The organism is Methylacidimicrobium tartarophylax (genome assembly GCF_902143375.2).
GTDB classification, from domain to species: Bacteria; Verrucomicrobiota; Verrucomicrobiia; order Methylacidiphilales; family Methylacidiphilaceae; genus Methylacidimicrobium; species Methylacidimicrobium tartarophylax.
In genome coordinates this window covers 15,586-40,984 of sequence record NZ_CABFVA020000034.1, presented here as the reverse complement: position 1 = coordinate 40,984, position 25,399 = coordinate 15,586, and the positions used below count along the sequence as shown (strand labels likewise).

23 protein-coding genes and 1 tRNA gene are annotated in these 25,399 nt (G+C 61.2%); 16 read left to right on the top strand and 8 right to left on the bottom strand.

Annotated elements, in window-relative coordinates; genetic code table 11:
* The 3 genes from MAMT_RS04345 to MAMT_RS04335 all read left to right on the top strand — a co-directional run.
* Positions 1-536: YceI family protein (locus MAMT_RS04345; RefSeq protein ID WP_142659786.1), on the top strand; the 536-nt coding region annotated here is incomplete at its 5' end.
* Positions 537-563: 27 nt separating this feature from the next.
* Complete coding sequence (locus tag MAMT_RS04340; protein WP_142659785.1) at positions 564-1,955, top strand: hypothetical protein; 1,392 nt, start codon at positions 564-566, stop codon at positions 1,953-1,955.
* Positions 1,945-2,940, top strand: coding sequence for an MBL fold metallo-hydrolase (locus MAMT_RS04335; protein WP_142659784.1), 996 nt, complete (start codon positions 1,945-1,947; stop codon positions 2,938-2,940). Before MAMT_RS04340 ends, MAMT_RS04335 begins: the two co-directional genes overlap by 11 nt.
* A 90-nt stretch (positions 2,941-3,030) precedes the next feature.
* On the opposite strand, the gene MAMT_RS04330 is transcribed toward MAMT_RS04335, so the two are convergent.
* Complete coding sequence (locus MAMT_RS04330; protein WP_142659783.1) at positions 3,031-3,687, bottom strand: class I SAM-dependent methyltransferase; 657 nt, start codon at positions 3,685-3,687, stop codon at positions 3,031-3,033.
* Positions 3,688-3,917: 230 nt separating this feature from the next.
* Between MAMT_RS04330 and MAMT_RS04325 the strand changes: the two genes are divergently transcribed.
* Positions 3,918-4,175 carry an AbrB/MazE/SpoVT family DNA-binding domain-containing protein gene (locus tag MAMT_RS04325; protein ID WP_142659782.1) on the top strand — a complete coding sequence of 86 codons (258 nt, stop codon included), beginning with the start codon at positions 3,918-3,920 and terminating at the stop codon, positions 4,173-4,175.
* Complete coding sequence (locus MAMT_RS04320) at positions 4,172-4,498, top strand: type II toxin-antitoxin system PemK/MazF family toxin (RefSeq protein ID WP_142659781.1); 327 nt, start codon at positions 4,172-4,174, stop codon at positions 4,496-4,498. The genes MAMT_RS04325 and MAMT_RS04320 overlap by 4 nt, the downstream gene beginning before the upstream one ends.
* Here the strand turns inward: MAMT_RS04320 and MAMT_RS11765 are convergent.
* A complete protein-coding gene (locus MAMT_RS11765; RefSeq protein WP_281289098.1) occupies positions 4,482-4,604 on the bottom strand; it encodes a hypothetical protein in 123 nt (40 codons plus the stop codon). The two genes, MAMT_RS04320 and MAMT_RS11765, sit on opposite strands and share 17 nt — an antisense overlap.
* A gap of 372 nt (positions 4,605-4,976) precedes the next feature.
* Here MAMT_RS11765 and uvrA point away from each other — a divergent pair, with 372 nt between their 5' ends.
* Together uvrA and MAMT_RS04305 are read left to right on the top strand one after the other, a co-directional pair.
* Positions 4,977-7,853, top strand: a complete 2,877-nt coding sequence (uvrA, locus tag MAMT_RS04310; RefSeq protein ID WP_142659780.1) for an excinuclease ABC subunit UvrA — start codon at positions 4,977-4,979, stop codon at positions 7,851-7,853.
* Complete coding sequence (locus tag MAMT_RS04305) at positions 7,850-10,384, top strand: tetratricopeptide repeat protein (RefSeq protein ID WP_142659779.1); 2,535 nt, start codon at positions 7,850-7,852, stop codon at positions 10,382-10,384. Before uvrA ends, MAMT_RS04305 begins: the two co-directional genes overlap by 4 nt.
* 9 nt (positions 10,385-10,393) lie before the next feature.
* On the opposite strand, the gene MAMT_RS04300 is transcribed toward MAMT_RS04305, so the two are convergent.
* The 3 genes from MAMT_RS04300 to MAMT_RS11300 all read right to left on the bottom strand — a co-directional run bounded on the left by MAMT_RS04300 (position 10,394) and on the right by MAMT_RS11300 (position 14,038).
* Complete coding sequence (locus tag MAMT_RS04300; RefSeq protein WP_142659778.1) at positions 10,394-12,415, bottom strand: hypothetical protein; 2,022 nt, start codon at positions 12,413-12,415, stop codon at positions 10,394-10,396.
* 69 nt (positions 12,416-12,484) lie between these two features.
* Entirely contained in the window at positions 12,485-13,612 is a 1,128-nt protein-coding gene (locus tag MAMT_RS04295; RefSeq protein ID WP_142659777.1) for a citrate/2-methylcitrate synthase, read from the bottom strand.
* Between the two features lie 21 nt (positions 13,613-13,633).
* Positions 13,634-14,038: a hypothetical protein gene (locus tag MAMT_RS11300; RefSeq protein WP_178086908.1), complete on the bottom strand. Its 405-nt coding sequence runs from the start codon at positions 14,036-14,038 to the stop codon at positions 13,634-13,636.
* Here MAMT_RS11300 and MAMT_RS04285 point away from each other — a divergent pair.
* Both MAMT_RS04285 and MAMT_RS04280 read left to right on the top strand, forming a co-directional pair.
* Positions 14,037-14,753 (top strand): polysaccharide deacetylase family protein, encoded by a 717-nt coding sequence (locus MAMT_RS04285; protein WP_246186518.1) that lies wholly within the window; start codon positions 14,037-14,039, stop codon positions 14,751-14,753. The genes MAMT_RS11300 and MAMT_RS04285 overlap by 2 nt on opposite strands.
* A gap of 82 nt (positions 14,754-14,835) precedes the next feature.
* Positions 14,836-14,911 (top strand) — tRNA-Phe (locus MAMT_RS04280).
* A gap of 24 nt (positions 14,912-14,935) precedes the next feature.
* On the opposite strand, the gene MAMT_RS04275 is transcribed toward MAMT_RS04280, so the two are convergent.
* On the bottom strand, positions 14,936-15,562 hold the full coding sequence (locus MAMT_RS04275) for a D-sedoheptulose-7-phosphate isomerase (RefSeq protein ID WP_142659775.1): 627 nt from the start codon (positions 15,560-15,562) through the stop codon (positions 14,936-14,938).
* A gap of 145 nt (positions 15,563-15,707) precedes the next feature.
* On the opposite strand from MAMT_RS04275, the gene folK reads away from it, so the two are divergent.
* The 4 genes from folK (at position 15,708) to MAMT_RS04255 (ending at position 19,321) form a co-directional block, all read left to right on the top strand.
* Positions 15,708-16,244: a 2-amino-4-hydroxy-6-hydroxymethyldihydropteridine diphosphokinase gene (gene folK, locus MAMT_RS04270; RefSeq protein WP_246186517.1), complete on the top strand. Its 537-nt coding sequence runs from the start codon at positions 15,708-15,710 to the stop codon at positions 16,242-16,244.
* Positions 16,216-17,016: a 3-methyl-2-oxobutanoate hydroxymethyltransferase gene (gene panB / locus MAMT_RS04265; protein ID WP_142659774.1), complete on the top strand. Its 801-nt coding sequence runs from the start codon at positions 16,216-16,218 to the stop codon at positions 17,014-17,016. Before folK ends, panB begins: the two co-directional genes overlap by 29 nt.
* 319 nt (positions 17,017-17,335) lie before the next feature.
* A complete protein-coding gene (locus MAMT_RS04260; protein ID WP_142659773.1) occupies positions 17,336-17,953 on the top strand; it encodes a hypothetical protein in 618 nt (205 codons plus the stop codon).
* A gap of 105 nt (positions 17,954-18,058) precedes the next feature.
* The gene (locus MAMT_RS04255) at positions 18,059-19,321 is read left to right on the top strand and encodes an FIST signal transduction protein (RefSeq protein WP_142659772.1); all 1,263 of its coding nucleotides are present in this window, start codon (positions 18,059-18,061) and stop codon (positions 19,319-19,321) included.
* Positions 19,322-19,358: 37 nt separating this feature from the next.
* Here MAMT_RS04255 and MAMT_RS04250 read toward each other — a convergent pair whose 3' ends face one another.
* Together MAMT_RS04250 and MAMT_RS04245 are read right to left on the bottom strand one after the other, a co-directional pair.
* The gene (locus tag MAMT_RS04250) at positions 19,359-20,501 is read right to left on the bottom strand and encodes a glycosyltransferase family 4 protein (protein ID WP_178086909.1); all 1,143 of its coding nucleotides are present in this window, start codon (positions 20,499-20,501) and stop codon (positions 19,359-19,361) included.
* Positions 20,494-21,513, bottom strand: a complete 1,020-nt coding sequence (locus MAMT_RS04245) for a glycosyltransferase family 2 protein (RefSeq protein WP_246186516.1) — start codon at positions 21,511-21,513, stop codon at positions 20,494-20,496. Before MAMT_RS04245 ends, MAMT_RS04250 begins: the two co-directional genes overlap by 8 nt.
* A 70-nt stretch (positions 21,514-21,583) precedes the next feature.
* Between MAMT_RS04245 and MAMT_RS04240 the strand changes: the two genes are divergently transcribed.
* The 3 genes from MAMT_RS04240 (at position 21,584) to MAMT_RS04230 (ending at position 25,326) form a co-directional block, all read left to right on the top strand.
* A complete protein-coding gene (locus MAMT_RS04240) occupies positions 21,584-22,357 on the top strand; it encodes a polysaccharide deacetylase family protein (protein ID WP_142659769.1) in 774 nt (257 codons plus the stop codon).
* Positions 22,358-22,378: 21 nt separating this feature from the next.
* Entirely contained in the window at positions 22,379-23,203 is an 825-nt protein-coding gene (locus MAMT_RS04235) for a glycosyltransferase family 2 protein (protein ID WP_142659768.1), read from the top strand.
* 281 nt (positions 23,204-23,484) lie between these two features.
* Positions 23,485-25,326 carry a cytochrome c oxidase subunit I gene (locus MAMT_RS04230; RefSeq protein WP_142659767.1) on the top strand — a complete coding sequence of 614 codons (1,842 nt, stop codon included), beginning with the start codon at positions 23,485-23,487 and terminating at the stop codon, positions 25,324-25,326.
* The last annotated feature ends 73 nt before the right edge of the window (positions 25,327-25,399 follow it).

The following is a 25,399-nucleotide window of genomic DNA, read 5'->3' as shown; positions in this document are numbered from 1 at the left end:
GGGCCTCGGCCCAGCCCGTCTCGCTGCCGGTCGACAGCAGCAAAAGCTACGTGAAATTTGTCGCGGACTCCTTCCTTCACGACTTCCACGGCGCGGAAACCCGGATCACGGGGAGCGCGGATTGGGACGCCGCGACAACCCCGTCGATCCAGAAGGCCGTGTTGGTCTTCCCGATCGCGGGCCTTACGACCTTCCACAAGAAGCGGGACGAGGAGATGTTCCACTGGCTTCATGCCAAGCTTCACCCGCAAGCCTCGTTTCGATGTGAGGGAATCCGCGTGCTCTCCGGCAATTGTTCGACCGCCACGGCCCAGGATCCGGCTCACGTCTCGGTTTCCGGTATTTTCGATCTGAATGGAGCGCGACATCCGCTGAACGGTGACGCACTCTGGTGGCAGGAAGGAAAACGGATCATGGTCTCGGGCAAGACAAAGCTCGATACGCTTCAATTCGACCTGCCCCAGATTAAGAAATCGTTCATGACGGTCGGCACCACGTTGCCCATCGAATATCAGTTTGCCTTCATTCTCCCGTAACCGGACCTGTTGCGACTCTCGGGAGGAATGGCGGTCCGTCCCGTCCTGGAGGACGGATCGCCCTCCCGGGCCAGTGCGATGAATGTCCTCCTCGGCGAGCAGCAAAACCCGGTCGGGTTTCAGACCGGACTTTATCGGCTTACCGCCGGCTTCAGCCTCTTCTGGCTGAGCGCCGCCAATCTCGTCGGACTCTGGCTCGCGCTTCTCCTCTGCTGGCCGGAGGTGGGAGCCGTGTCCGGTCCTGCGGGCTATGGGAGGTGGATGGCGCTCCATCTCAACTGGCAACTCTATGGCTGGTGCTCTCTCCCGGTTGTCGGCGTTCTCTTGAGCCGATGGCTTCCTCGCCGATCCGATGCGCTGCTCCAGGCGCGCTGGTCTTTTGTCCTCTGGTCATGGGCTCTCGGGCTGGGCGGCGCCTGGTGGCTCGAAGGGGAGAGCAGCGGCAAGCTCTTCCTGGATTGGTCCGGTCTGTCCCGGATCTGCTTCGTTGCGGTTCTTGTCGGGCTCTGGGGTCTACTGGCCTACTCTCTGCTCCGCGGGTTCCGGGGCAAAAAGAGCGGTGAGCAGAGCGAGGGCTCGATCCGGGCGCCCTCGATGTTCGACTGGCTTCTGCTTGCTGGGCTCGGCACCGTCCCCCTGGCGATCTGGAATGCAAGCAAACCCCAGCTTTATCCACCCATCAATCCGGAAAGCGGGGGGCCGACGGGTACCAATCTTCTTGGTTCTACCCTAGCGGTTATCCTCATCCTCGGGCTCCTTCCCGCCTTTCTGGAGATCCCACGCCGGAATCGGCGGATGGTACGTCCATTCTGGGGGATCTTCGTGGTAGAGAGCATCCTCTACCTGCTGCTCAATCATGGTGACCAGTCGAACCGGGACTGGAAGCAGATCGGCGGATTGGCAGGCCTCCTGATCTGGATTCCCCTGCTGCCTCTCTATCTGCACTCCTTCGCTTGGGCGGACGGCTCGCGCCTCTGGGGTATTTCGTTCGCCGGGTGGTGGGCGGCCCTGGTGATCACGGGCTTCACCTTTTTCCTGCCGGGAATTCTTGATACCGCGAAGTATTCCCATCTGCTTGTCGCCCATGCGCATATTGCGATGGCCGGCATGCTGACCAGTCTGAACATGCTGCTGCTCTTGCAATTAGCCCGAGGAGTTCCCGGAAACCCGGGCCTCCTGGGGGAGCCGATACGCTTCTCTTTGTGGCATGCGGGGCTCCTCCTCCATCTCCTGGCTCTCAGCGCCACGGGATGGAACGAGGTGCGGGCACCCGGATGGCTGTGGCACCATGCGACCGAGGTACGCTGGCTCTATTTTCTGCGGGCGGCGGGCGGCGTTTGCATGACCGCCGTTTCCCTCTCATGGCTGTTTGCCTTGCTTCGAGGAGAGCGGGAGCCTTCGGAAGGCCATGGGGTATAGACCGGAACGCCTGCCCGGATTTCCTTGGAACGCCAGCAGGAAGGAGGGCCGTTTCCAAAACATCGACTCGCCATGGGTTCCCCGCTGGAATGATGTCTTTCGTTGGAAGCTTGCCAGCCGGTCTCCGAGGGGCCGAGACGGAGGCCACGGCGCAGCCTGCCTCCCGGAAGAAGTTCTCGTCGACTGGCCGGCGCTACGCAATCCGCCACCGGAGCGCATCGTGGCCACTTGGCTTGGTCATTCGACTTTTCTTCTTCAACTTGGTGGACTCACCGTCTTCACCGATCCTCTCTTCGGAGAGTACTGCGCACCCTGGCCCATTCCGGGTTTCCGCCGCCGGCGCCCCTCCCCTTTCCGTCTCGAGGAAAGCCCCGCTCCCGACCTAGTGATCCTCAGCCACTCCCACTTCGATCATTGCGATCGCGCCAGCCTCCAGCAGCTTCCTCGTGCGACTCTTGTCTGCTGTCCGATGGGTCTTCGGCCGCTCCTCGCGCGATGGGGGTTCCGCCGGGTCGTAGAATTCGGATGGGGAGAGTTCATCGCCGACGGTTCGTGGAAGCTCCTCTGTCTCCCCGCGCAGCACGCTTCGGCGAGAAGTCCACTGGATCGCGACCGCGTTCTCTGGTGCAGTTGGCTGTTTTCCTCGGGCGGCCGCCGGATCTTTTTCGCGGGCGATACCGGTTATGCTCGCTTTCATGCGGACTTGGGCAAGCTTCTGGGACCCGTCGAGCTTGCCCTGCTTCCCATCGGGGCCTATGAGCCCTCGTGGTTGCAGCAACCACTTCACCTCAATCCCATGGAGGCGGCCCAATTGCATCGGGATCTCAAGTCCGGGATGTCACTGGCCATGCATTGGGGAACCTTCCGCCTCTCCGACGAACCATGGGAGGAGCCGCTCCGGCTCCTTGCCGACGCCCGGCAGCTTTTCGGCCTGTCGGAAGACTCCTTCCGGGCGCCCAAGTTCGGGGAGACCATTCGCCTCTAGGCTGCCTTTCTCTCAAACGTGCTCCTGCGGCTTGTCCGAGGGAGCGGAGAAGGGAATGCCATCCATCCCAATCCGTGTCGGGCGGGCTGACTATCGCCTCTCGGCGACGAACTGATAAGCCCCGAAGAAGGTCGAACGGATCCTCCAGCGCCACTCGCTGGAGCGTAGACCGAGAAACTGCGGAAGCTCTTCTCCGACGAAGCCCGCGCGGATGCTTGTGGATGCATCATGGTAGCCGACGGGTCCCAAGGCGCCGAGAGTTCGCAGGACGCGCGCTTGGGCGAGGTGAAGTGGGCTCCGAGCAGTTTCCAGCGCGAAGAGAAAGCGACAGGATTCCCGTATTTGGACACCCAGCCGCACGAGTTCGTCTTCCGAAAAATGATGGAGCACCATGTTCGCGATGAGAAGAGGGAACTCCTTCCATCTTTGAAACTGCAGAATATCTTCCTGCACCCATTGCCAGCTTGTCGGCCAAGAGGCGGGTCTGCCGATGCGGTCGATTCCTGCGAACTCGATGCGCCGTCGAGTCTTCTGGTCGGCAAAGAGATGGGCGCCCAGGGCCCCATCTCCCGCTCCTATCTCCAAGCCTTGCCATGAGCCGGAGGTGTCTTCGGCAAGCCGGGTCCGGAACCAGTCGAAATTCCGCATCAAGGCGTTCATTCGCCGCAACTCTCGTCGGCTCCGTTGTGCTTCGGGACTCTCGGGATCCAGTCGATCGATCCACTCGGGCTCGACGATCCTTTTCATCGGTTGCATGCAAAAGGCCGCGATTGCCGCCGGGTCAGGGGCTTCGATCGCTTCTTCTCTCTCAACCTTGGCGATCGAGAGAGGAGGGTAAGCAGGACCCTCTGGGACTTCCACCAAATACTGCCACAGTCCATCGAAAAGCGTTCCGCCGCCTTGACGGCGCGCCAACGAAAGCCTTGAAAGATCGGCTGCCGGAAGTTATATATGGATATAATTCTTGGGAGACGCCAATGCACACCACGAATCTGCGTAAGGTCGGCGGGTCGGTCATGCTGGCCGTCCCCCGCGCGCTGCTCGACATTCTGCACCTGCAAGCCGGTGCCAAGGTCGGCTTGTCCGTCGATCACGGTCGCCTCGTGATCGAGCCGGCGGCACGGCCTCATTACACGATGGCCGAGTTGTTGGCCGCATCCGACTATTCGCAACCGCAGCCGGCGGAGGAACGCGAATGGGTGGATGCCCCGGCCGTGGGCGACGAGCTGATATGAGGCGCGGCGACGTGTACATGGTGGATCTGGAACCGACGCAAGGCCGGGAACAGCGTGGGCATCGCCCGGTGCTCATCGTCTCGCCCGACGATTTCAACCGAGCAACCCGACTGCCGGTCATTCTACCCATCACGAAGGGCGGCGAATTCGCCCGTCGCATCGGCTTTGCTGTGCCGCTGACCGGAACAAAGACAACCGGGGTCGTGCGCTGCGATCAGCCCCGTGTCCTTGATCTGACGGCCCGCAACGGGCGCAAGGTGGAAAGCTTGCCCTCGGCCATCCTGGATGAGGTTCTGGCGAAGACCGTCACGATCTTTGAGTGACTTCCGCCAAATCCTGCTCCAGTCCATCGAAAAGCGTTGCTACCGCTTCCCATCCCATCCGGGCGTAGGGACCCGGCCGGATCGGGAGATCGGGAATTTCCAGCATCGGCCTTCCCGCAGGCAAGAGATTCGGTCTCGGCCGCCGGAGACTCCGTTAACCGCCATTTCTCGCAAATTTCGTAGCCGAGGCGCCGCAAGTGGGCTTGGATGCGAGGCGCGGCGCTGGTTTTCCACCGGAGTTGTATGACGACATACTGCAAGGATGGAAAACCAAGCCCAACGAAGCAGACGAGCCCATGTTGCAAGCCGCAGGAGAAAGCTTGTGAGAAATGGCGGTGAGTCTGCATTCCCTTCTCGATCGTCCCGTGCGCGGGAGCCGCTGCCTGTCAACTCTTGACGCCCCTGGAGAGTTGACCCGCTTAGAGGCAATGGTAAGCTGATTCATATCCCGGCGGCGCGTGGTGGCTGCCCTATCGGAATGGCAGGAAAGTGGATCCAGATACGCGGGGCGCGAGAGCACAACCTGCAGAATGTCGACGTCGATCTCCCGCGTAATCGGCTCATTGTCATCACGGGGGTGAGCGGTTCGGGAAAATCGTCGCTCGCCTTCGACACGCTCTATGCCGAGGGGCAGCGCCGCTATGTCGAGAGCTTGTCGACCTACGCCCGGCAGGTCCTGGGCGCGTGGGAGAAGCCGGAGGTCGACCGAATCGAGGGGCTTTCCCCAGCCATTGCCATCGAGCAACGGACATCGGGAAGCAGTCCGCGGTCGACGGTTGCCACGGCAACCGACATCTATGAGTTTCTGCGCCTTCTCTTTGCGCACTTCGGCATTCCCCATCATCCGCAGACCGGAAAGCCGCTGCGGCGATACACCGTGCCGGAGATGATCGGCGAGATTCTGGCCCTGCCTCCCGGGACGTCGATTCAACTGTTGGCCCCGGTGATCCGCGGGGGAGGGCGAAAGGAGTTTCGTCAGGCGGTCGAGCGGATGCGGCAGCGCGGGTTTGTCCGGGCCCGAGTGAACGGGAATCTTCTCGAGTTGGAAGAGGCGGAAAGCTTGAGCGGCAAGGGACCGTACACGATGGATGCCCTTGTCGATCGTCTTCGTTGCGAGTCGGAAGCAAAAAGCCGATTGCACGACTCCCTGGAACTGACGATCAAAACGGGCGATGGCGTGGTCCTTCTGCTCTACCAGACCCCGGAGGGGGAGGCCGGCGAGCGTCTTTTCAGCGACCGTCACTTCGATCCGGAGACGGGTTTTCGATTTCCCGATTATTCCCCTCGCCATTTTTCGTTCAACAATCCCCTCGGGGCTTGCCCGGCCTGTCACGGGTTGGGCACCGAACTCGCTTTCGATGCGGACGCGGTCGTGCCGGATCCCTCGCTTCCTCTTGCGCAGATGCCGATTGCCCCATGGCGTAGATTGGGCAAGGCCCTCCAAGCGGTTTGTCACCAAGAGCTCGAAAGGCTGGCACAAGAATTCGGCGAGGAGATGAGCCGGCCTTGGCAGGAGTGCGCGGAACGTTTCCGGGAAGTCGTCCTGCACGGATCCGGGATCGAAGGTGGCCCGGCGCCCAAAAGGAGCAAGCAGAAGAGCCCATTCGAGGGGGTTCTTCCCGGGTTGGAGAGGATGTATCAAGAGGCGCGTTCTTCGGCTCTGCGCGCCAGGCTTCGCCCTTTTCTGGCTCGCAGCGTCTGCCGTTCGTGCGGGGGTGCCCGCCTGCGTCCGGAAGTCCTGGCGGTGACGATCCAGGCAGACGGCTGGCCTCCGCGCAATATTCGGGAGTTTACCCTGTTTTCGGTCGACGAGGCGGAGCGCTGGCTGAAAGCAATCCCGATTCCTCGGGAAAAGGAGCCGGTGGCGGCCGACATCTTTCGCGAGCTCGGCCAGCGCCTCGAATTTTTGCGAAGAGCCGGATTGGGTTACCTGACTCTCGATCGGGAAACGCGCACGCTCTCGGGAGGGGAAGTCCAGCGCATTCGGCTGGCGACGCAGATGGGAGCACGCTTGAGCGGGGTGGTTTACGTTCTGGACGAGCCGAGCGTAGGGCTTCACCCGCGCGATCATCGGAGGCTGCTGGGTCTCTTGGCCGAATTGCGCGATTTGGGCAACACGGTGGTGGTCGTGGAGCACGACGAGGAGACGATCCTCGGCGCGGATTATCTCATCGAGATGGGGCCGGGTGCGGGCCCGCTGGGGGGCCGCGTGCTCGGCACGGGCTCTCCCCAGGAAGTTTTGAGCCTCCCCCGCTCGATCACGGGCGCCTGTCTGCGCGAGCCGGCGGTCCCGGGAGGGGGCAGCAGCAGAGCGCCCGGCGCGGGGTGGCTGCGCGTGGTCGGTGCCCGGGCAAACAATCTTCGGAACATCACGGTGAGCTTTCCGCTGGGGTGCCTGACCGCCGTCTCGGGGGTGAGCGGCTCCGGGAAGAGCACGCTCGTCAACGACGTCTTGAGCCGCGCGTTGCAGCGACGATTGCACGGCGGGCGAACGGAGCCGGGAGCACATGAACGCATCGAAGGAGCCGAAGCAGTGGATCGGTTGGTGATCGTCGATCAAGAACCGATCGGTCGCTCGCCCCGATCGAATCCCTTGACCTTTTCCGGAGCCTTTCAAGAGCTTCGGCTGCTTTTCGCCCGTCTGCCTGCCGCCCGCGTGCGGGGATATGGGCCGGATCGGTTCAGCTTCAATGTCCCCGGAGGACGATGCGAGCGATGCCAAGGACAAGGGGTGATCGAGGTCGAAATGAGTTTCCTGCCCGCTGTCTACGTGCCCTGCCAGTCCTGCGGCGGGAAGCGGTTTAACCAGGAAACGTTGGAAGTCACTTACCGGGGAAAGAGCATTGCCGAGGTACTCGAAATGACGGTGGACGAAGGCCGAGAGTTTTTCCGTCCGGTTCCCGCCATCTGGGACAGGCTCGATACCCTGGCGAGGGTGGGGCTCGGGTATCTCTGTCTCGGCCAATCGGCAACAAACCTATCGGGTGGAGAAGCCCAACGGGTCAAGCTTGCGGCGGAGCTCGGCCGGCAGGCATCGGGAAGAACGCTCTATATCCTCGATGAGCCCACGACCGGCCTCCATCTCGCGGACATCGAAAAGCTAATGGAGGTCCTAATCCTGTTGAGAAACGCGGGCAACACCATCATCCTCATCGAACACAACCTGCGCGTTCTGCAGCGCGTCGACTACTTGATCGATCTGGGGCCCGAGGGGGGAGAGGGCGGAGGGCAGGTTGTCGCTCAAGGGACGCCTGCGCAAGTGGCCAAGGAGCCGGCGAGCTGGACCGGCCGCTTTCTTCGGGAGCAGAGAGATGCAGGATCGAGGGCAGCGGAGGAGAGGGCCGTGAGAGCATGAGGGGAGAACGATCGCTCAAGAGAAGCGGCTTCGGAATAGCCCGTCTTGGGATCTCCCTGGGCTTCCTTTTCTGGGTCGGCGGACTCCATGAAGCCGTTGCCCAAGAGGAGGCGCTGGCGCCGGCTCTCACCGCATTCGAGGATGGGCTTTGCGAGCGCTGCGTCCAGGAGGTCGAGGGCTTTCGGAAGCATTTCCCCGATAGCTCCCTCACCTCGAGCGCGAGTCTTCTCGAGGGGAAAGCGCTCTACTTCCTTGGCCGTTACCGGGCGGCGGAGGAACGACTGGCTCCACTGATCCGAGCTCGGCTGCCGAAAGCCGCGGCGGGAGAGGCTCTTTTCTGGCGAGCCGAATGTCTTTGCGCTTTGCAACGATGGTCGGAAGCGATTCAGGACTACCGTGCTTCTCTGGCCAGACTTCCGGCAGGGCCGCTGACGCAAAGGGCGCAGCTCGCTCTTGGTTGGTGCTTGTGGCGCGCGGGGAAAGTGCAGGAGGCGGAATCGGTGTTGGAAACTCTCGCTCATGGTTCTGCGGGTGAGACGCAGACGCGAGCCCTTCTCCTCCAAGCTCGGATGGCCCTCTCCCTGGGACGGCGTGAGGAAGCGGAGGCACGATTCGGTCAACTGATTCAAGGGGAAGACCGGATGGAAGACGCTCTCTGCGAGGCGCGTTTTTGGCTGGCGGAGCTTCATCGAGCGGACGATCCCGCTCAAGCGATTTCCCTCTATGAGGCGGTGGCCAGGACAGCGAGATGCCCAAGGGAGCTTCTGGTGCAGACCTATCTAGGGTTGGGCGAGGCGTATGAGAAGCTGGGCGAGAGCGCCAAGGCGATGGCCGCCCTGGAAAGAGCGCTTGCGTTCGAGGAGAAGGGGAGTCTTTGGCTCCGGATCAGCGAGCGCTATTTGGAGAGTGCGGCGTCTCTCCAGCTCCTTCCCGAGGCGGAAAGGAAACTGGGCGAGATGCAGCAGGGCAGGAACGGCCGCGAATGGGAAGCGCGGCTTGCTTTCGCCATGGCGCAGGCGCGCAGTCGAAGCGGCGATAGGGAAGGGGCGGAAGCTCTCCTGGAAGAAACCGCTCGCCGGAAGCTTGGACCCGAGTCGGGCTCGGCGATCCGTTATGCGCTTGGCCGGATGTATCAAGAGGATGAAGCCTGGGATGCTGCGGCGCGATCCCTTCTTCTGGTCGAGAAGGGGGGCGGGGTTTTGGCGCCCTATGCCGCCTTTCGCTTGGGCGAGATTGCTCTGGTTCGAGGGAACGCGGCTTCTGCCGAGGAGAGTTTTCACTTGGCGGAGGGAGCCGCCGTTTTCCCGGAGGAAAGCCTCTACAATCGTCTGATCGCCTTGGCACGGGAAAAGCGGCTTGAGGAGTTCGAAAAGACAAAAACGATCTTTGTCGAGCGTTTTCCCCAGAGTTCATTGCGGTCTCGTCTGCTGTTACTGGAGGCAGAGCTCCTTCGGGAGGTCAGGCGACCGAGGGAGGCGGAACGGGTGCTGGAAGCAGGCCTGCGAGAGCCAGGGCTGCGATCCAGCCGGCCGCAGCTCCTTCTGGAGCTCGCCGACCTCTATGCGGAAGAAGGAGAGGATGCGAGGGCGTTTGCCTATTACGAGCGGCTAGTCGAGGAATTCCCCAATGACCCGCTGGTACCGGAAGCGCTTTACCGGGGAGCCTTTGCCGGAAACCACAGTGGGCGGCTGACCGATGCCGAGGCAAGGCAGCGGTTAGCGGATCTCGCTGCGAACAAAGCGGCTGGTCCCCTCGCCCCGAAGGCGCTCTTCGGGGCCGCCCAGTTTTGTTACAATGCCCAAGATTATGCCGACGCTCAGGCTGGTTTTGAGCGTATCGCCCAGGACTACCCCCAGAACCCCTTGGCGGATTCGGCCTACTACTGGGCGGCGAAGGCCGCAGTCGGCCGCCATGACCTTCTGGATGCGCTCCACCTGCTGGATCGAATCCCCGAGAGTTCAGCGTGGAAAGCGGAGGCTAGACTTTTGCAAGGGAAGATCGATCAGGAGCTGGCGGAATACGGCAATGCGATGATTCTTTTCGATGCGGTCTTGGAGGAGAACTCGTCCGGACCGATCCGAACCGAGGCCCTGCTGCGAAAGGGGGACTGCCTCTTCGCAGAGGGTTCCGGAACGCCAAAGAGCTATGGAGAAGCCGGAAAGGCGTTTGCCGCGGTCTTGAAAGAAAAGGAGGCCGATCCGGCGGAGCGGGACGAGGCAGGTTTCAAGCTGGGAGTCTGTTTGCAAAAGCAAGGACGCGAAGAAGACGCCCTCTCGGTCTACCTGGATGTCCTGGATGGCCGCCTGGGCGTCGCGAAAGAAGGTTTAGGAAAGCGGGTCGCCCCGGAGATTCGCTGGCGGATCGAAGCCGGGATTCAGGCTGCTGCGCTCAAGGAAAAGGCTCAGGATTGGAGAGGGGCCGTGACCATTTATCGAAAGATGGAAAAGTTGGGAGGACCTACCCGAGAGGAATTCCACGAGACCGTCAATCGACTCCGTCGGGATCACTTTCTCCTTGAGGAAGGCGGTTGATGGGCCCTCTTACGATTGCCAGCAAAAGAGGGGTTCCCCCTTCGGGCCCGTTCGGATTTGGACTTCGGAGAGGGTGGCCGCCGCAGACAGGGCCTGTTCCCGGTCGACCTGTCGAGGAAGGCGCTGGAGGAGCGCCGTCAAGGGAAGGACTTGTTTCGCACGGATCGAGTCGCGGATCGACTCGATGAGCGGCAAGGAGAGACTCTCGGATCTGTGTCGATCCGGAGGAGCGGGGTCAGGAATCGGGAGTCGGGCGCGCCAGGAAGCGAGAATCCCTTTTGCCCTCTCGTGGATCTCTTCTTCGATCGATGAAAGACCTGGGTCGTGGCGAAAGGAAAACAAGAGAGAGACGGCGGCGGACAGGTCGAGCATTTCCTTGGCCGAGAGAAGGAGAAGGGAGAAGCCAGGAGACCGTTGCTCGGTCCAGTTCCGGCTGGGGAGTGCACGCGGCTCCTCCTGTTCGAAAACCAACCCATAGGGCTGGAACGAGCGGCTGTCCGCCTTTGCCGCATCCGTTGCCTTTTCGAGGTAGGAGAGAAAGGCCCGTTCGTCGGTTCTGCGGGCTTGAGGCTGCGGAAAGAGGAAAAGATCCGCTTCCGATTGCCTCCTTCGCGCGCAAAAGAGCGTGAAGGGGCGGATCTCTTCTCTTTGCCAGGCAAAGTCTGCGGGCGGTTCCAGAGGCAACAAAGCCCATTCCACGATCCAGCCAAAAGGGAGATTCGGGCGGGAGATCTCCCACTGGAGTTTTGCGTCGAAGAGCCATCGAGTTCCGATCGAAGAGGGATTGGGATCGGCCGACTGCTGTTGGTCCCAGGAAACGGCAACGGAAAGGAGCAGAGCGCGTGGCGGCAAGGAACTCCGGTTCTGGTAAGCGCTTTCGAGCCACTGGGGAGAGATCGCCGATCGCCGCCGCCCCAATCGAGAAAGTCGTGCTTCGAGGAGTTCCGCCGCTTCCGATTTCTCGATCTCGCGGAGCAAAAAAGGCGCAGAGAGAAGGCTTCGCTGCTTTTCGGACCAGTGAGGAAGAACCGAGGTGTTCCAATGCGGGAGGCGTGCGCCCAGCAAGACAAAGACCGGCGGACCTTCGCTCAGGGCCTGGAGAAGGTCCCCGGCGGACGCGGCCAACGCCGGCTCCGCTCCCCAAGCGTCCGCGTTGTCAAAGGCGAGAAGGAACGGCTTGGAAAGCTTGCTGAGTCGGAGAAGATTCTCGACATGCCTTCGGCAGAGTTCTTCGTCACTCTCAAGAGCTTCCATCGCCTGCTCCCGAGGCGCGACCGCAAGGTTCGCGCGGATCGCCTGCGACCAATCGATGGGCTCACCGAAAATCCAACGGCGACACGCTTCCTGGATGACTCGATCCTCCGTCCGAACAGCCAAGCCGTGAATCGCCCAAAGCCAATTGGGGAGCTGATCCCCCAACAGTCCAAGCTCCGAAAGCAACTCTTCGGCGAAGGGAATGATCCTGGCATAGTCTTGGCGGAGCCATTGGACCCATTCCGGGACGAGTCCTTCGAGCAAGACCTTGGACGGATGGCGACGCAAAAAGCGAACGGCCGAGCGCAGCCTGGCGTCGCGGATCCTCCCCTGGTCAACGAGCCGCGTGGCCAGGGATCCGAGAATCTCGTTGGCGAAGACTTGGATCCGGCTCGGTTCTTCGGGCCATCGGTGGATCGCGCGGGAGCGATCGGGGAGGGACAGCTCCATTCCAAAAGCCTGAAGCAGCGCCTTCCACGGAGCCAGAGGATTGCGGAAGGGGCGGATATAGAAGGGAAAGGCTCTCCCCTCCATCAACCGAAAAAGAGTTCCAATCAAGGTGGTCATCCCTCCGCCGGAAGCGTTCGAACCGGCCAGAAGAAGCGGCTGGTGCTCCCGCCAATTGCCGCCGGGCGGCCATGAGTTTTCCGTCCTTGGGAAGCGGTGGTCGAATTCGCTTAAGATTCGTTGGAGGACTTCGGAAAAAAGAGGCCGCCATGCCGGGTCGATTTTGCGCGGATCGACGACGAAAGTTGGCCAGAACGGATTAACCTGCATGTCTCATGAAGTTCGCACCCGAGTCCCGTTTGACGGGGGCGAAGAGGCTTCCTCGGATCCGAACGACCGCTATCCTCGCTCGTCGATCTTCGGAAACGGTCGAGGCGCCGGGCCGATATAGGTAGCCAAGGGCCGAATCAGGCGATTGTTCGCTCGCTGCTCGAGGATATGGGCGGCCCATCCGGAAGTTCGGGCAATCACGAAGAGCGGGGTGAAGAAAAAGGTGGGAATGTCGAGGAAGTGGTAAACGACGGCACTATAGAAATCCACATTGGGATAGAGACCCTTCTCCGAAAGAAGAAGGTTTTCGATTCGCTCTGCGACCGGGAATAGCGACCGGTCGCCCGCCTCTTGCGCGAGCTGCTTGGCCAGGGCTTTTAGGATCGGCGCCCGGGGATCTCCTTTTTTATAGACGCGGTGGCCGAAGCCCATGGCTTTTTCTTTCTTCTCGAGCATCTTCCGGATGCCGGCTTCCGCCTCGTCCGGCGTGGAAAAGCGTTCCAGGAGCATCATCGCCGCCTCGTCCGCCCCCCCATGCAAAGGCCCGCGCAACGCCCCGATTCCTCCGGTGATGCCGGAATAGAAATCCGAAAGGGTGGAAACGATCACGCGGCAGGTAAAGGTCGACGCATTGAACTCGTGCTCGGCGTGAAGAATGAGCGCCGCATCGAGTGCTCGGACATGCAGTGGCGAAGGAGCTTCTCCTCGTAATAGGTAGAGAAACTGATCGGCAACCGTTCTATGCTCTTCGGCCCTCGTCTCGATCCGCCTCCCGTCCCGATGGAATTGGTGCCAATAGAGCAGCATGGAAGGGAAACAGGCGCAGAGCCGACCGGCGATGGCGTGAGCATCGCGGTCTTCCCCTTCCGGCTCCATGGTCCCCAAGGCGGAGCAGCCTGTGCGGAGAATGTCCACGGGATTGGCCGTGGGAGGAAGCTGCTCCAGTATAGTCTTCAGCGCCGGCGGCAGGTCTCGGAGGGAGATCAGCAGATTGCGGTAGCGGTCCAGCTCCGGCCGACTCGGCAGAACTCCGTAGACCAGAAGGTAGAGGACTTCCTCGAAGGAAGACGACGAAGCCAGATCACGAATGGAATAGCCCCGGTAGGTTAGGTCGAGTCCTTCCTTGCCGACCGTGCTTAAAGCAGTCTCTCCCGCAGTGATTCCTTCCAGGCCGCTGGTATTTTTTTGTTCTGTCACCGTTTTGCCTCATTTCGCTCTCTAGGCGGCATCCGACTTGGTGTCGTTTTCCTGTCGTAACGTGGCTTGCAACCTACCAAGACTCGTTGCGACGGGCAAGGCTCCAGTCCTGGCCGCCATTTCTCGCAAGCTTTCTCCTGCGGCTTGCAAAATGGGCTCGTCTGCTTCGTTGGTCTTGGTTTTCCCTCCTTGCAGGTTGTCCTCATACAGCTCCGGGGGAAAACCTGCGCCGCGCCTCGCATCCAAGCCCATTTGCGGCGCCTCGGCCACGAAATTTGCGAGAAATGGCAGCGAGAAACGGGCGGGGGAGAGCGGGATTGCCAAGGAGGGATGGGACCTGTTACGGTCGCTTTCAGCACCTGCTTTACCTATGGATATTTCTCGCCGCGTTTTCTTGCAAAAACTGGGCCTTTTGAGCGCCGGCATGGCCGCCCCGGCGCTGAGTCGGGCTGCTCAGACCGGGCAGAGCGCCGGCCGGCCCGGAGCCGAAAGCATCCGGCGCGCCACCGCGATCGCCGGGCAGGGGGCGGGCGGTATTCACTTTTTCAATCATGGCCCGGGGCTCGGCCGAAGGGTCGCCGTCACCTTTGACGACGGTCCGACCCCAGGGGTGACGGAAAAGGTGCTGGCCGCTCTTCGAGAACGGCATCTCTCCGCGACCTTCTTTATGATCGGGCAACGCGTAACGGCAGCCCCCTCTTTGGCTCGTCGCGTTCGGGAGGAAGGGCATGAGATCGGCAACCATTCGTACACGCATCCCCAACTCGGACGAATGCCCGCTCCACAAGTTCTGGCGCAACTCCAGAAGACACAGGAGGCAATCGAGCAGGCCACCAAGTTTCGGCCTTGCTGGATGAGACCGCCCTACGGTTCCTTCCATCCAGTCCAAGCTCCGCTCGCTGCGCAAGAGGGGCTGGGCGTGGTCTTGTGGAGCGTCGACACACGTGACTGGGCGCGGCCGGGAACGGAGCGAATTTTGGGGACTGTTTTAACGCAGACTCATCCAGGATCGATCGTGCTCATGCACGATCTCCACCTGCAGACCGCCGAAGTGGTGGGACGGATTTTCGATGGACTTTTGGAGCGGGGATTTGAATTCGCTACGATCTCCAATCTTCTGGGCGCTCCACGCATCGCCTAGCGGGCATGAAGGGGAGGCAGAGCGTTGACTTTCTTCTCCTTCGCGAGAGAATGCAGCTTCCGCCGACAAAGGGCGGAGAGATGGCTGGGTAGCTCAGTCGGTAGAGCAGCGGACTGAAAATCCGCGTGTCGTCGGTTCGATTCCGACCCCAGCCACCACCGCCCTGCGGGTTGCTCGCGCCGTCAGTCGCCTTCCCTGCTTTCCGGACTGGCTTTGGATCTCCATGGCTCCTCTTGGTTGCCCATCGCCTTTTCCACGCACTCGAGGATGACGTGCAAACCCCAGGTATGGAGTTCCTGGATCCGTGCCGTGGAGTGGCTCGGAACGATCCAGGAGACATCCGCCTCCGGAGCGGCCTGACCCCCGTCCTTTCCGAGAAAAGCAGCCGAGCGGATCGAGCGACTTCTCGCCAGGCGCAGTGCCGAAAGGATATTGGCGGAAGAGCCGCTGGTCGAAAAACCGAGAAAGAGATCTCCAGGCCGGGCGAGGGCAGACAACGGTCGGGAGAAGATCTCGGAAAAGCCGAAATCATTCGCGATGCAAGTCAGCGCCGTCGGATCGGCGCAGAGCGAGACGGCGGGGAGAGGATCGCGGGTCGTGCGGTAACGACCCACGAGTTCTTCGGCGAGATGGAGTGCGTCCGCCGCGCTGCCGCCGTTACCCGCCGTAAAGATGGTCCCTCCTTGTCGCAGGCACTGGACGCAAAGGACGGCAACCTTCTCCAGAGCGGGAAAGGTTTCTTCCGCCCGACGCAGCGTTTCCTCGAGCTCTCTCTTGCTGGCGCGCAGGATGGATTTAATCTCGTTCACGTCACCCCTCTCGCAGCCGAGTCCCTTTTGCAAGCCGCAGGGGAACGCTGGTGCGACAGGCAGTCTGAGTATGGGTGGGAATCGGAGGAGAAAACGAAGATTCCCATCCGGAGCAGCTTGCCCAAGATGAAAAAATTCGCAAGCCTTGGAGAGTGATGCTCTGGCAGGAAACGGGACGCAGTTCGGGGGCCGGATGATCGCCATGCGCGCAGGAATTGCCCTAGGGTCCAATCTGGGAGAGCGGGAAGCCAGGATGGAAGAGGCCTTTTCCTTCCTTCGAAATCTCTCAAAGAGCGGTCGGTTCCTCCGCTCCTCGCTCTGGAAAAGCGAACCGGTCGACTGCCCTCCGGATTCCGGCGAGTTCTTGAACGCGGTTGCCGAGATCGACTGGGATGGTTCTCCCGAGGATCTTCTGGCTTCTTTGCTGGCCTTCGAGAGAAGAGCGGGCCGATTGCCTGCCGAAAAGCGGCAGAGGAACTCGCCTCGCCCGATCGATCTGGATCTCCTCTATTGCGGAGATCTGGTTCGACACTCTCCCGAATTGACCTTGCCGCATCCACGGCTGATCAGCCGGGGTTTTGTGCTGGGTCCGCTTGCGGAAATCAACCCGCACCTCCGCCTTTCAGGTTTCTCCCGCACGGTAAAGGAGCTTTATGACCGACTTATCCAAGATCACTCCTGAATGGGTTCGAAGCAGAAAGGACGCTGCCCAGAAGATTGCTGCGCTGACCGCCTACGATTTTCCGACGGCCCGGCTGCTCGATGAAGCGGGGATTCCGATTCTCCTGGTCGGGGATTCGCTGGCGATGGTTGTCTTGGGCTATGCGGACACCACCTCCCTTCGGCTCGAGGAGTTCCTTCCGCATCTTGCCGCCGTGGCGCGGGCGAAGCCGCGGGCTCTGGTTATTGCCGATTTTCCTTCCGGAACCTATCGGACTCCGGCCGAAGCCCTCGTCACCGGGAAGGCCCTGGTGCAAGCCGGAGCCGAAGCGGTGAAGCTTGAGGGAGGAGTAGAGGCGAGCGATGCGATTCGGACGCTCGTCGGAGCCGGAATTGCGGTGATGGCCCACATCGGACTCCTGCCTCAGAGTGCAGGCAGGAGGTTCCGCAAGGTCGGTCGTCAGTCGGAGGAGAGGGAACGGATTCTCGCGGATGCGCGTGCGGTGGAAGAAGCAGGAGCATTCAGCGTCGTCGTGGAAGCGGCAGATGCGGGGCTGACGGCGGAAATTACCCGGTGTCTGCGGATTCCTACGATCGGGATCGGCTCAGGCTCGGCGTGCGACGGTCAGATCCTGGTTTTTCACGACCTGGTCGGCCTCTTCCCCTGGTTTCGGCCCCGTTTTGCGGAGCCCAAGGCAGATCTTGCCCCACTGATTCGGGAGGCAGCCCGCCTCTTTCTTGCGGAGACCCAGGGGAAGGCATCGCCGGCCCCCCAAAGGGATTCTCGGCTCTGAGAGAGGTCTTTGAAACAGAATCAAGTGGCAGGCTCCTTGCCGGAGCGCAGAGCGACTGTCTTTTCTTGAGACAGCCTCCGTCCGCCATCCGGACGCGGAGGCGCTCCCGCCGGAGAGCGAAAGCGGGAAGGAAACCGCCGTTGGCCCGCGGAATGCTCCGGACGAGAGCAGAATGGAGCGTCTTTTCGGCGCAAGGCGGAGCGTAGGGCGTCTACTCGATTGGTCGGGGAGATTCTGCAAACGCCTGCTTTTGTGGGCTGCTGTTTCTGCGGTCGGAGCGAATGGCGCTCTCTGTTGGAACGGAGAGGGAGGGGAAGGAGTGATTTTGACCCAGGAATCAGCCGCGCAGGGATCCCGAGGCGACCAAGGAAACTCGTGGTTCGTCGCTGGATTTGTCGGGCCCCAGTGGAATCGCTTCTCTTCTGGATTTGTCCCTGCTTCCGGGGCTCCGGTTCGTTCCGAAGACGATGCCACAACCATCCTTTCCCCGACCGGCGGATACTACTGGTATGACCCTCGGAAGATGGGCCACTTCAGCTTCACCCTCGAGTTGACCGGCGCCTATAACGTGCAAAGAATTTCGACCCAGATCGGTGATCGGGGCCGTGCCGATGCGCTGAGCGGCGGATTTACCGTCCTTTTTGGCACGGTCGGCTATCGGATGGGAGCCTGGGAGCCGATTCTCGGGTTCGGAGCCGGCGCAGGCTTTCTCACGTCGGAGAGTCGGACCGAGGCATCCTCGGTTGCCATTGTGCCTGTCTTGCTCGTCGATGTCGGCATGCGCTATCATATCGACGCGCGCTGGTCCTTGCGCTTCGAGTCCTTCTTTGGGTGGACAGGATCCGTTTCATATTCCTATCCTTCCGGTGAGGTCGTAGCGGGCCATATGCTGAGCAACAACGTGGTGGTAGGCTTGGGCTATGCGCTCGGTCCGTAGGAAAAGAACGATCGGTGATCGAGTTTACTTCGCGACAGCGGTCGAGCCTGAGTCCGGAGACCGGACATCCCCTTCACACAAACCGAGATAACGAGGAGTGGCTTAATGTACCAGGAAATGGATTCGGCCCGTTACGTCCGCACGACCGTGGCCTACGGGGCGGACGTGCAGGAAGCGTTGGAGAAGTTGCGGCGACAGGGAGTTCAGAGCCCGACGTTGACGCTCCTCTTTGCGGCAAGTTCGCTGGACCAGGGCGAGATTGCCAAGGAAATCCAGAGTGTCTTGGGCGGTCATTCCTGGGGATTGTCCTGTGCCGGCCATTTCAATGGCGAGCAGGGGAACCTTTCTACGGAGGGAATTCTGCTTCTGGCGATCGAGCAGCGCGGGGATGTGCTCGCTCCCTGCGTGGTGATGGGGAAGATCGACGGGCAAGAGGAGGAGAGGGCGCAGGAGTTGACGCGACAGGCTTTCGACGGGGCTGATTTCAGTCCCGAGTTGCTCTACATCGGCTTTACCGGCAAGCGCGCTTCGCAGATGCTGCAAGCCAATCCATTTACTCTGCTCGTCGGCCATTCGAGTGTAGGAACGGAGGAAGCCGTCTTGCGGGGCATCTCTCGGGCGGTGGGTCGAGGGGCCCGTGTCGTGGGAGGGACGGCAGCCGACCGACTCTATCTCGATCGGATCACGGAAACCTATGCCCACGGGGATGGGGTGATCGACAAGGGAGGGCTCTCTCTTTTGGGCATCGCCACGACGCTGAAGAATGGAGTCGGCATGGCCAACGCCTTTCGTCCGATGGACGCCAAGGGAGCCTTCGTCACCGAGAGCGAGGGCAGGGTGGTCAAAACCCTGAACCACCGTCCGGCGGCCGATGTTTATGCGGAGCTGATCGGCGCCTCCAGTTGGAGGGAGGCGCAGCAGCGCTTCAGCAGCAATCCGATGGGGATCATCGAGGTTACGGCAGGCTATTGGCAGGTTCGCAGCCCGGCCCTAATTCAGGAGGACGGCTCCATTGTCTTCTTTTCCGCCATTCCCAAGGGCAGTGGATTGACCCTGCTGGAGGCGGATGCGTCGAGCCGTGTCGAATCGGTTCGCTTGGCAGTCCGGCGGGCGCTGGCCGACGCGGGAAGCCCGAAAAGAGTAGCGGCGGTCGTCGTCTTTAATTGCATTCTTTGTCATCAGCAGGCGCTCTGCTTGGGCTCCGGGACGGACGAGGTGCGGGCGATTCGCGAAGAATTGGGGGAGCACGTCGCGGTCGTTGGGGCATCCACATACGGGGAAACCGGCACGACGGTTGCGGGAACCATCGGTCATCATAATCAGACGATCACCGTGTGGCTCTTAGCCGACGAGGCCATTACCCAGTAAACGGTCTCTTTTTTGGAAAGCCGTCCCGTCGAATCGTTCAAGAGGCAAGCCGGCGGTAGAGCGCGAGGGTCCGTTCCGCCAGGATTTCGGACGAAAACCGTTGGGCGACCTGCTCGTGAAGAGCCAGGCGCTCGGCGAGGGCAAGGGACTCCCGCCGGGCGATCTCCTCCATGGCCGAGGCAAGCGTTTCAGGCGTAGACTGGTCCAAGAGCTTGCCGCAGCCTTCGGAAACAAAGGCTTCGGGGATCCCGTCGATCGCCCCGGCGATCACGGGCTTGCCGCACGCCAATGCCTCCAGGATCGCCAGTCCTAGGGCCTCGGTTCCTACGCCGGGCCGCACCAGGCAGTCGATCGCATTCAGGAATTCCGGCATTCGGTCGCAATGGGGGAGGAGAAGGACCTTCCCCTGCAGTCCCAGGGTCCGCACTTTCTCCGCGAGATAGCCCTGCATGTTGCCGCTGCCCAAGAGGAGGAAGCGGGTCTGTGGCAGACGCGCATGCACGAGGGCGGCAGCTTGCAGAAAGACCTCTTGCCCTTTGCCATAGGGAAAAGAGCAGCCTCCGACCAGGGCAAAGATCCGATGCTCGGGTCCAAATCCCCAGGAAAGCCTTTCCCCGGTCTCTTCCCTCGGTACGAATCGCTCGACCTCGATCCCAGGCGGGATCATGTGGATCTTGGAGAGATCTCCTTTTATCGGCGGGCGGGCGCGGCGCTCCCATTCGGTCGAATCCGGCTCATAGTCGCCTACCGTCAATACGCGATAGACAAATTGCGATACCGCAATCATGCCGCTCGAGGCATTCAGGAGAAATCGTTGGCTCGGCCAGGAGCTTGGGCTTTTCGCCATGTGGCGCGTGAGGAGAGCGGAAGCCCGGCCTCCGGCCAGACGCGCAGCCAGGATGGTGGGCCAATAGTCCCGGCCATGATGCGCGTGGATGACAGAGAAGCCGCCGCGACGGATCCATCTCGCAAGAGCGAGCACGAGACCCGTCTTATCGCGTGGGAGGGGAAGAATCTTGATCCCTCGCTTTTCGACCTCATGCGACAGAGGTCCTCCGGGCGGCCCGGCCAAGGCGACCGAGCATCCCAGACGCTTCAGCCCGACAGCCAGGAGAATCGCTTGCACGTCTGTTCCTCCGCCGCTGAGCAGAGAATCGACTTGAAGGATGGCGTTACTCACGAGGGAGCCCCATTCGTTCCGGCCTGCCTGCCAAATGCCAGAGCAAGAGAGACCAGCGGACACCGAGCCGCTCCCGGAAGCGGGGTCGAGTTCGCTGGAAGGGAAAGATCAAAAGGTCGCCGGCCAGCTCGGCGACGAGGCGGATCGGGAGGGCGATGCGAAGACAAATCTGGTGCGATCGCGGAGCATGGAGGGCAAAGTAGCGATAACGGGATCGCCAGTATTCGATTCGCGCCGCCGCGGGAGAGGCGGCCGCGCTTCGACCTTGGCCGTGCCAGACGTGAACGTCGGGAAGGTGATAGACGAGAAAACCGGCCTGCCGTGCCCGATAGCAGAAGTCCGTTTCTTCCAGGAAGAAAAAGAAGCCCTCGTCCATTCCGTGCAGCCGTTGCCAAAGGTCGGCGCGCGTGAGGAAGCAGGCCCCGATCACCGAATCGACGACCGTCGGATGATCTACGGAGCGTTCCTTCCCGGGGAATCGCGCAGGAAAGAAACGGCGGAGGAGCGACCGATTGCCGAGCTCGGTCCAGAGGCTCGGAAAGTTGGCGATCGAGTTCTGCAGGCTGCCGTCCTCGTTGTGTAATTGAGCTCCGGCTACCCCGCATTGGGGAGCTGCTTCCATCCATCGGACGGCGCGTTCGAGCGCGTCCGGCTCCAGACGCGCGTCACTGTTCAGCAACAACAGATATTTTCCCCGGCTTCTTTTCGCCGCTCGGTCGACCGCTGCGGCGAAACCCAGGTTGCGGGATGAGCGCAAGTAGACCGCCTTCGGGAAGGCGAGAGGAATCTCCTCGGCCGTGCCGTCCGTGGATCCGTTGTCTACAAGAACCAACTCCGTTGGAAAAGAGGTCCGGCTGGCTTCGACCGAACGGATGGCTTCGCGGAGAAGATCGCGAGTATTCCTGGTGACGATGATGATCGAGACCAGAGGGTTCCTCTCCGCGGCACCCTGTGGGCCATCGGTCGGCGGAATCGTGCCGGGTGCTTCGCATCCGGCCGCTCCGTCCTCCACGGAGAAATCCTGGCAAAACAGAGCGGAGATTTGCGATTCGAAACCTTCTTCATCTAGAGTGTTTCCGAACATGGCCCCATCCCGTCCTCTTCCATCGCCGGACGCGCTTCCTCCTTATACGAATCTCTGGGCCTATCGGAAACGTTTTGCCGAGGCAGCCCCGATCCTGATGTATCACAAGGTTGGCTCTCCTCCGTTTGGGACGCGCTTCCGCGGCCTCTACCTTCCCACTTGGCTTTTGGCCAGACAATTGTGCGAATGGAAATCGGCGGGCTGGACGTCCGTGAGCCTCGAGGAATTTATCGAGCCCGCCGTGCCGATGCGGCGGCGCGTCGGCCTGACGTTCGACGATGGGTACGCCAGTCTTCATGAGGAAGCGCTCCCCCTTTTGCGCGAGATCGGTTTTCGAGCCATCGTCTTCTTGATTGCCGATCGAATCGGCGGCTCGAACGATTGGGATACTGCAATCGGGGAAAAGCCGGCGGCCTTGATGGATCGGACACAGATCCAAGAATGGATAGAAGCCGGTCAGGAAATCGGCGGCCATACCCTGAGCCATCCGTCCCTGGTGCGGTTGACGCTTCCCGAAGCGCGCCGGGAGATCGTCGACGGCAAGAAGAAGCTGGAGGATCTTTTCGGGCGTTCCATCGACCACTTTTCCTACCCGTATGGAGATTGGAATCCGCAGATTCGCGATCTTGTGGCTGAAGCGGGCTATCGGACGGCATGCACGGTGGAGCGGGGCATCAACCAGGTAGGGGATGACCCGTTCCTCCTTCGACGGATCATGGCCTGCCGCCCTCCCCGCACGCTAAGAACCCTCTTCGGCCTCATGCCGGGCTAGATCGGAAGCACGAGCGAACGCATGCAAACAGAGCGGACACGGAAGCTGCCGATCTCCGTGGCGATGATCGCCTGCAATGAGGCGCGGAACCTGCCAAGAAGCCTCGGAAGCGTTGCCGGATGGGTGGAAGAGATCATCGTTGTCGTCAATGATTGCACCGATCGGACGCCGCAGATTGCGCGGGAGTTTGGAGCCCGCGTAGAGGAACGCGCCTGGACCTGTCGTCGGGATCAGAAGAATGTGGCGCTCGGGCTCGCCATCCAGCCCTGGGTCCTGGGGCTGGATGCGGATGAGGAAGTCTCCCTGGAGATGCGAAAGGCGGTCGAAGAGTTCTTTTCCGGAGCCGAGAGAAAGTTCGATGGCGCGTCCTTCCGCCGCAAGACCTGGTTTCTCAACCGCTGGATCACTCACGGAGATTGGTATCCCGATTACAACCTTCGGCTTTTTCGGCGTGAGCGTGGGCGTTGGGGGGGGAATCGCGAGCATGACAAGCTCATCCTGGACGGTCGGGTGAAAAGAATTCGCGCAGAGCTGCTCCACTATTCTTTCCCTACGGTGGAAGACAATGTGCGAAAGATTCCCGCTTTCGCAGCGGCGTTTGCCGAAGAGCGGCAAAGCAAGGGTCTCGGCTTTCAATGGAGGGACCTTCTCCTTCGACCTCTGTGGCGCTTCTTGCGTGGGTATGTCTTCCGCTTAGGCTTTTTGGATGGATTTCCCGGTCTCTACATCGCCACGGTCACCGCTCTGGCGACTTTCGTTCGTTATGCCAAGCTCTACGAGCGCGAGTTCGGCAAACAGCCACCGCTCGGCACCGAAGCCTCTCCTACGTCTCTCGCCCGCGGATAGCAGCCGTCGGTAGCGGTTTGCGGCAGTTCCCTCCCAGCGTTCCTTTTTGGTACGTCGCCTTATGAGCAAGAAGCGGGTATCCATCCCGATCTTCCCCGGGCAATCTGCACGGGCCTCTTCGGGGTGAACGGCGAGGAGAGCACCAGGATAGTCCTGCGAGCAGCTATGGATTAGCGTGATACAGGTACGGGAAAAGAGGGAAGGGAACAGTCCGCCGCGCGGCCGCGGGCTGCGCCTCGATCCGGCGCAACGAATCTTTAGGAAGCGGAGGGGGAAGAGGGATGGACAGCCATATGACCGAAAATCCTGTGGAACCGGGGCAACATGGGCACGGGGAGCCTTTGCCCTGGTGGAAACGGTGGGTCTTCTCCGTTGATCACAAGGTGATCGGTATCCAGTACATGGTGACCTCGCTGCTGATGGGTCTCTTCGGGTTCGTCCTCATGATTTTCATGCGCTGGCAGCTCTCCTATCCTGGAAAGCCCGTGCCCATTTTTGCGCACCTGATGCAGCAGGTCTTCGGATCGAACATGGCTCCGGGCGGAGTCATGACGCCGCAGTTGTATAACTCATTCGGGGCGATCCATGGGACCATCATGATCTTCATGGCGCTCGTGCCCGCGCTTTTTGCGGGGTTCGGCAACTACATCGTTCCTCTCAAGCTGGGCGCTCCCGACATGGCCTTCCCTCGGCTCAACATGGCGAGCTTCTGGTGCTTCTTCGTGGGTGTCGTCATTATGGTCGCGAGCTTTTTTGTGCCGGGAGGTGCGGCAAAGTCGGGATGGACCTCCTATCCTCCGCTGGCGGATCTTGCCGACTCCGGTCCGGGATTTCACCCGGTTCTCAACGGTCAGACCCTCTGGCTGCTCGGGATGGCCTTCAACATCACCGGTTCGCTGCTGGGGACCATCAACATGATCACGACCATCTTCCAGCTCCGGGCGCCGGGGCTGGGCTGGATGCGGCTCCCGATCTTCGTCTGGTCTGAACTTGTTACCGCTTTCCTCATGCTCCTGGCCTTTCCGCCGCTCGAGTCTGCCGCCGTCATGCAGCTCATGGATCGGCTCGCCGGAACGAGCTTCTTTTCCCCCGACGGCCTGATCGTTGGAGGACAGCGGGTGGCGGTCAGCGGAGGCGGCGCTCCGCTCCTTTGGCAACATCTCTTCTGGTTTCTCGGGCATCCCGAGGTCTACGTCCAGATCCTCCCCACCATGGGCATCATTGCGGAGATTTGGACGAACAATACCCGCAGGCCACTCTGGAGCTACCGGGCGATCGTCTACTCCGAGATCGCCATCGGATTGATCGGGATGGTCGTCTGGGCGCATCACATGTACATGACGGGCATGGGCCAAGGCGTGACGACCTTTTTCCAGATCTTCACCACGCTGATCTCGATTCCCTCGGTGCTCATTGGAACGGTGTTTCTTCTTTCCCTTTGGGGAGCGTCGATCCGCGTCAACCTGCCGATGCTCTTCGCCTTGTCTTGGCTTCCTCTCTTCGCCATCGGCGGCTTGACCGGGCTTCCGAACGGCTGGAGTTCCTCGGACCTCGTCCTTCACGACACCTACTATGTCGTGGGCCACTTCCACTACATGATGGCGCCGACCTCGCTCATGGCTCTCTTCGCCGGGATCTACTACTGGTATCCGAAGGTGACGGGCCGCATGATGAACGACTTCCTTGGGAAGCTCCATTTCTGGCCGACGCTCCTCTTTTTCAACGGCATCTTCTTCCCGATGCTGATCCAGGGGATGAACGGGATGCACCGGCGTTGGTACGACGGGGGAGCCGGCTGGCAGTACGCGCAGCACGTCCTTTGGCTCAACCATGTGATGTCGATCTCGGCCTGGCTGCTGGCACTCGCACAAATTCCGTTTATCATCAACTTTTTCTGGAGTGCGAAATACGGAGAGAAGGTGAAATCCGACAATCCGTGGCAAGCAACCACTCTGGAGTGGGCGACTCCCACTCCCCCGCTTGGACATGGGAACTTTCCCGTGGCTCCCACGGTCTATCGCGGTCCCTACGAGTATAGCGTCCCAGGGGCTGAGCGGGATTTCCTCCCTCAGTGGGAGCCGACCGCGGAGGAAAAGGCACCCGCCGAGAAGGTGCATGTCTAGCGGAAGCGGCGACGCGTTGGCCGGGATCGAGCGGCGAAGAAAGCGGTCGGGGCGGCAATACGAGATATTGGAA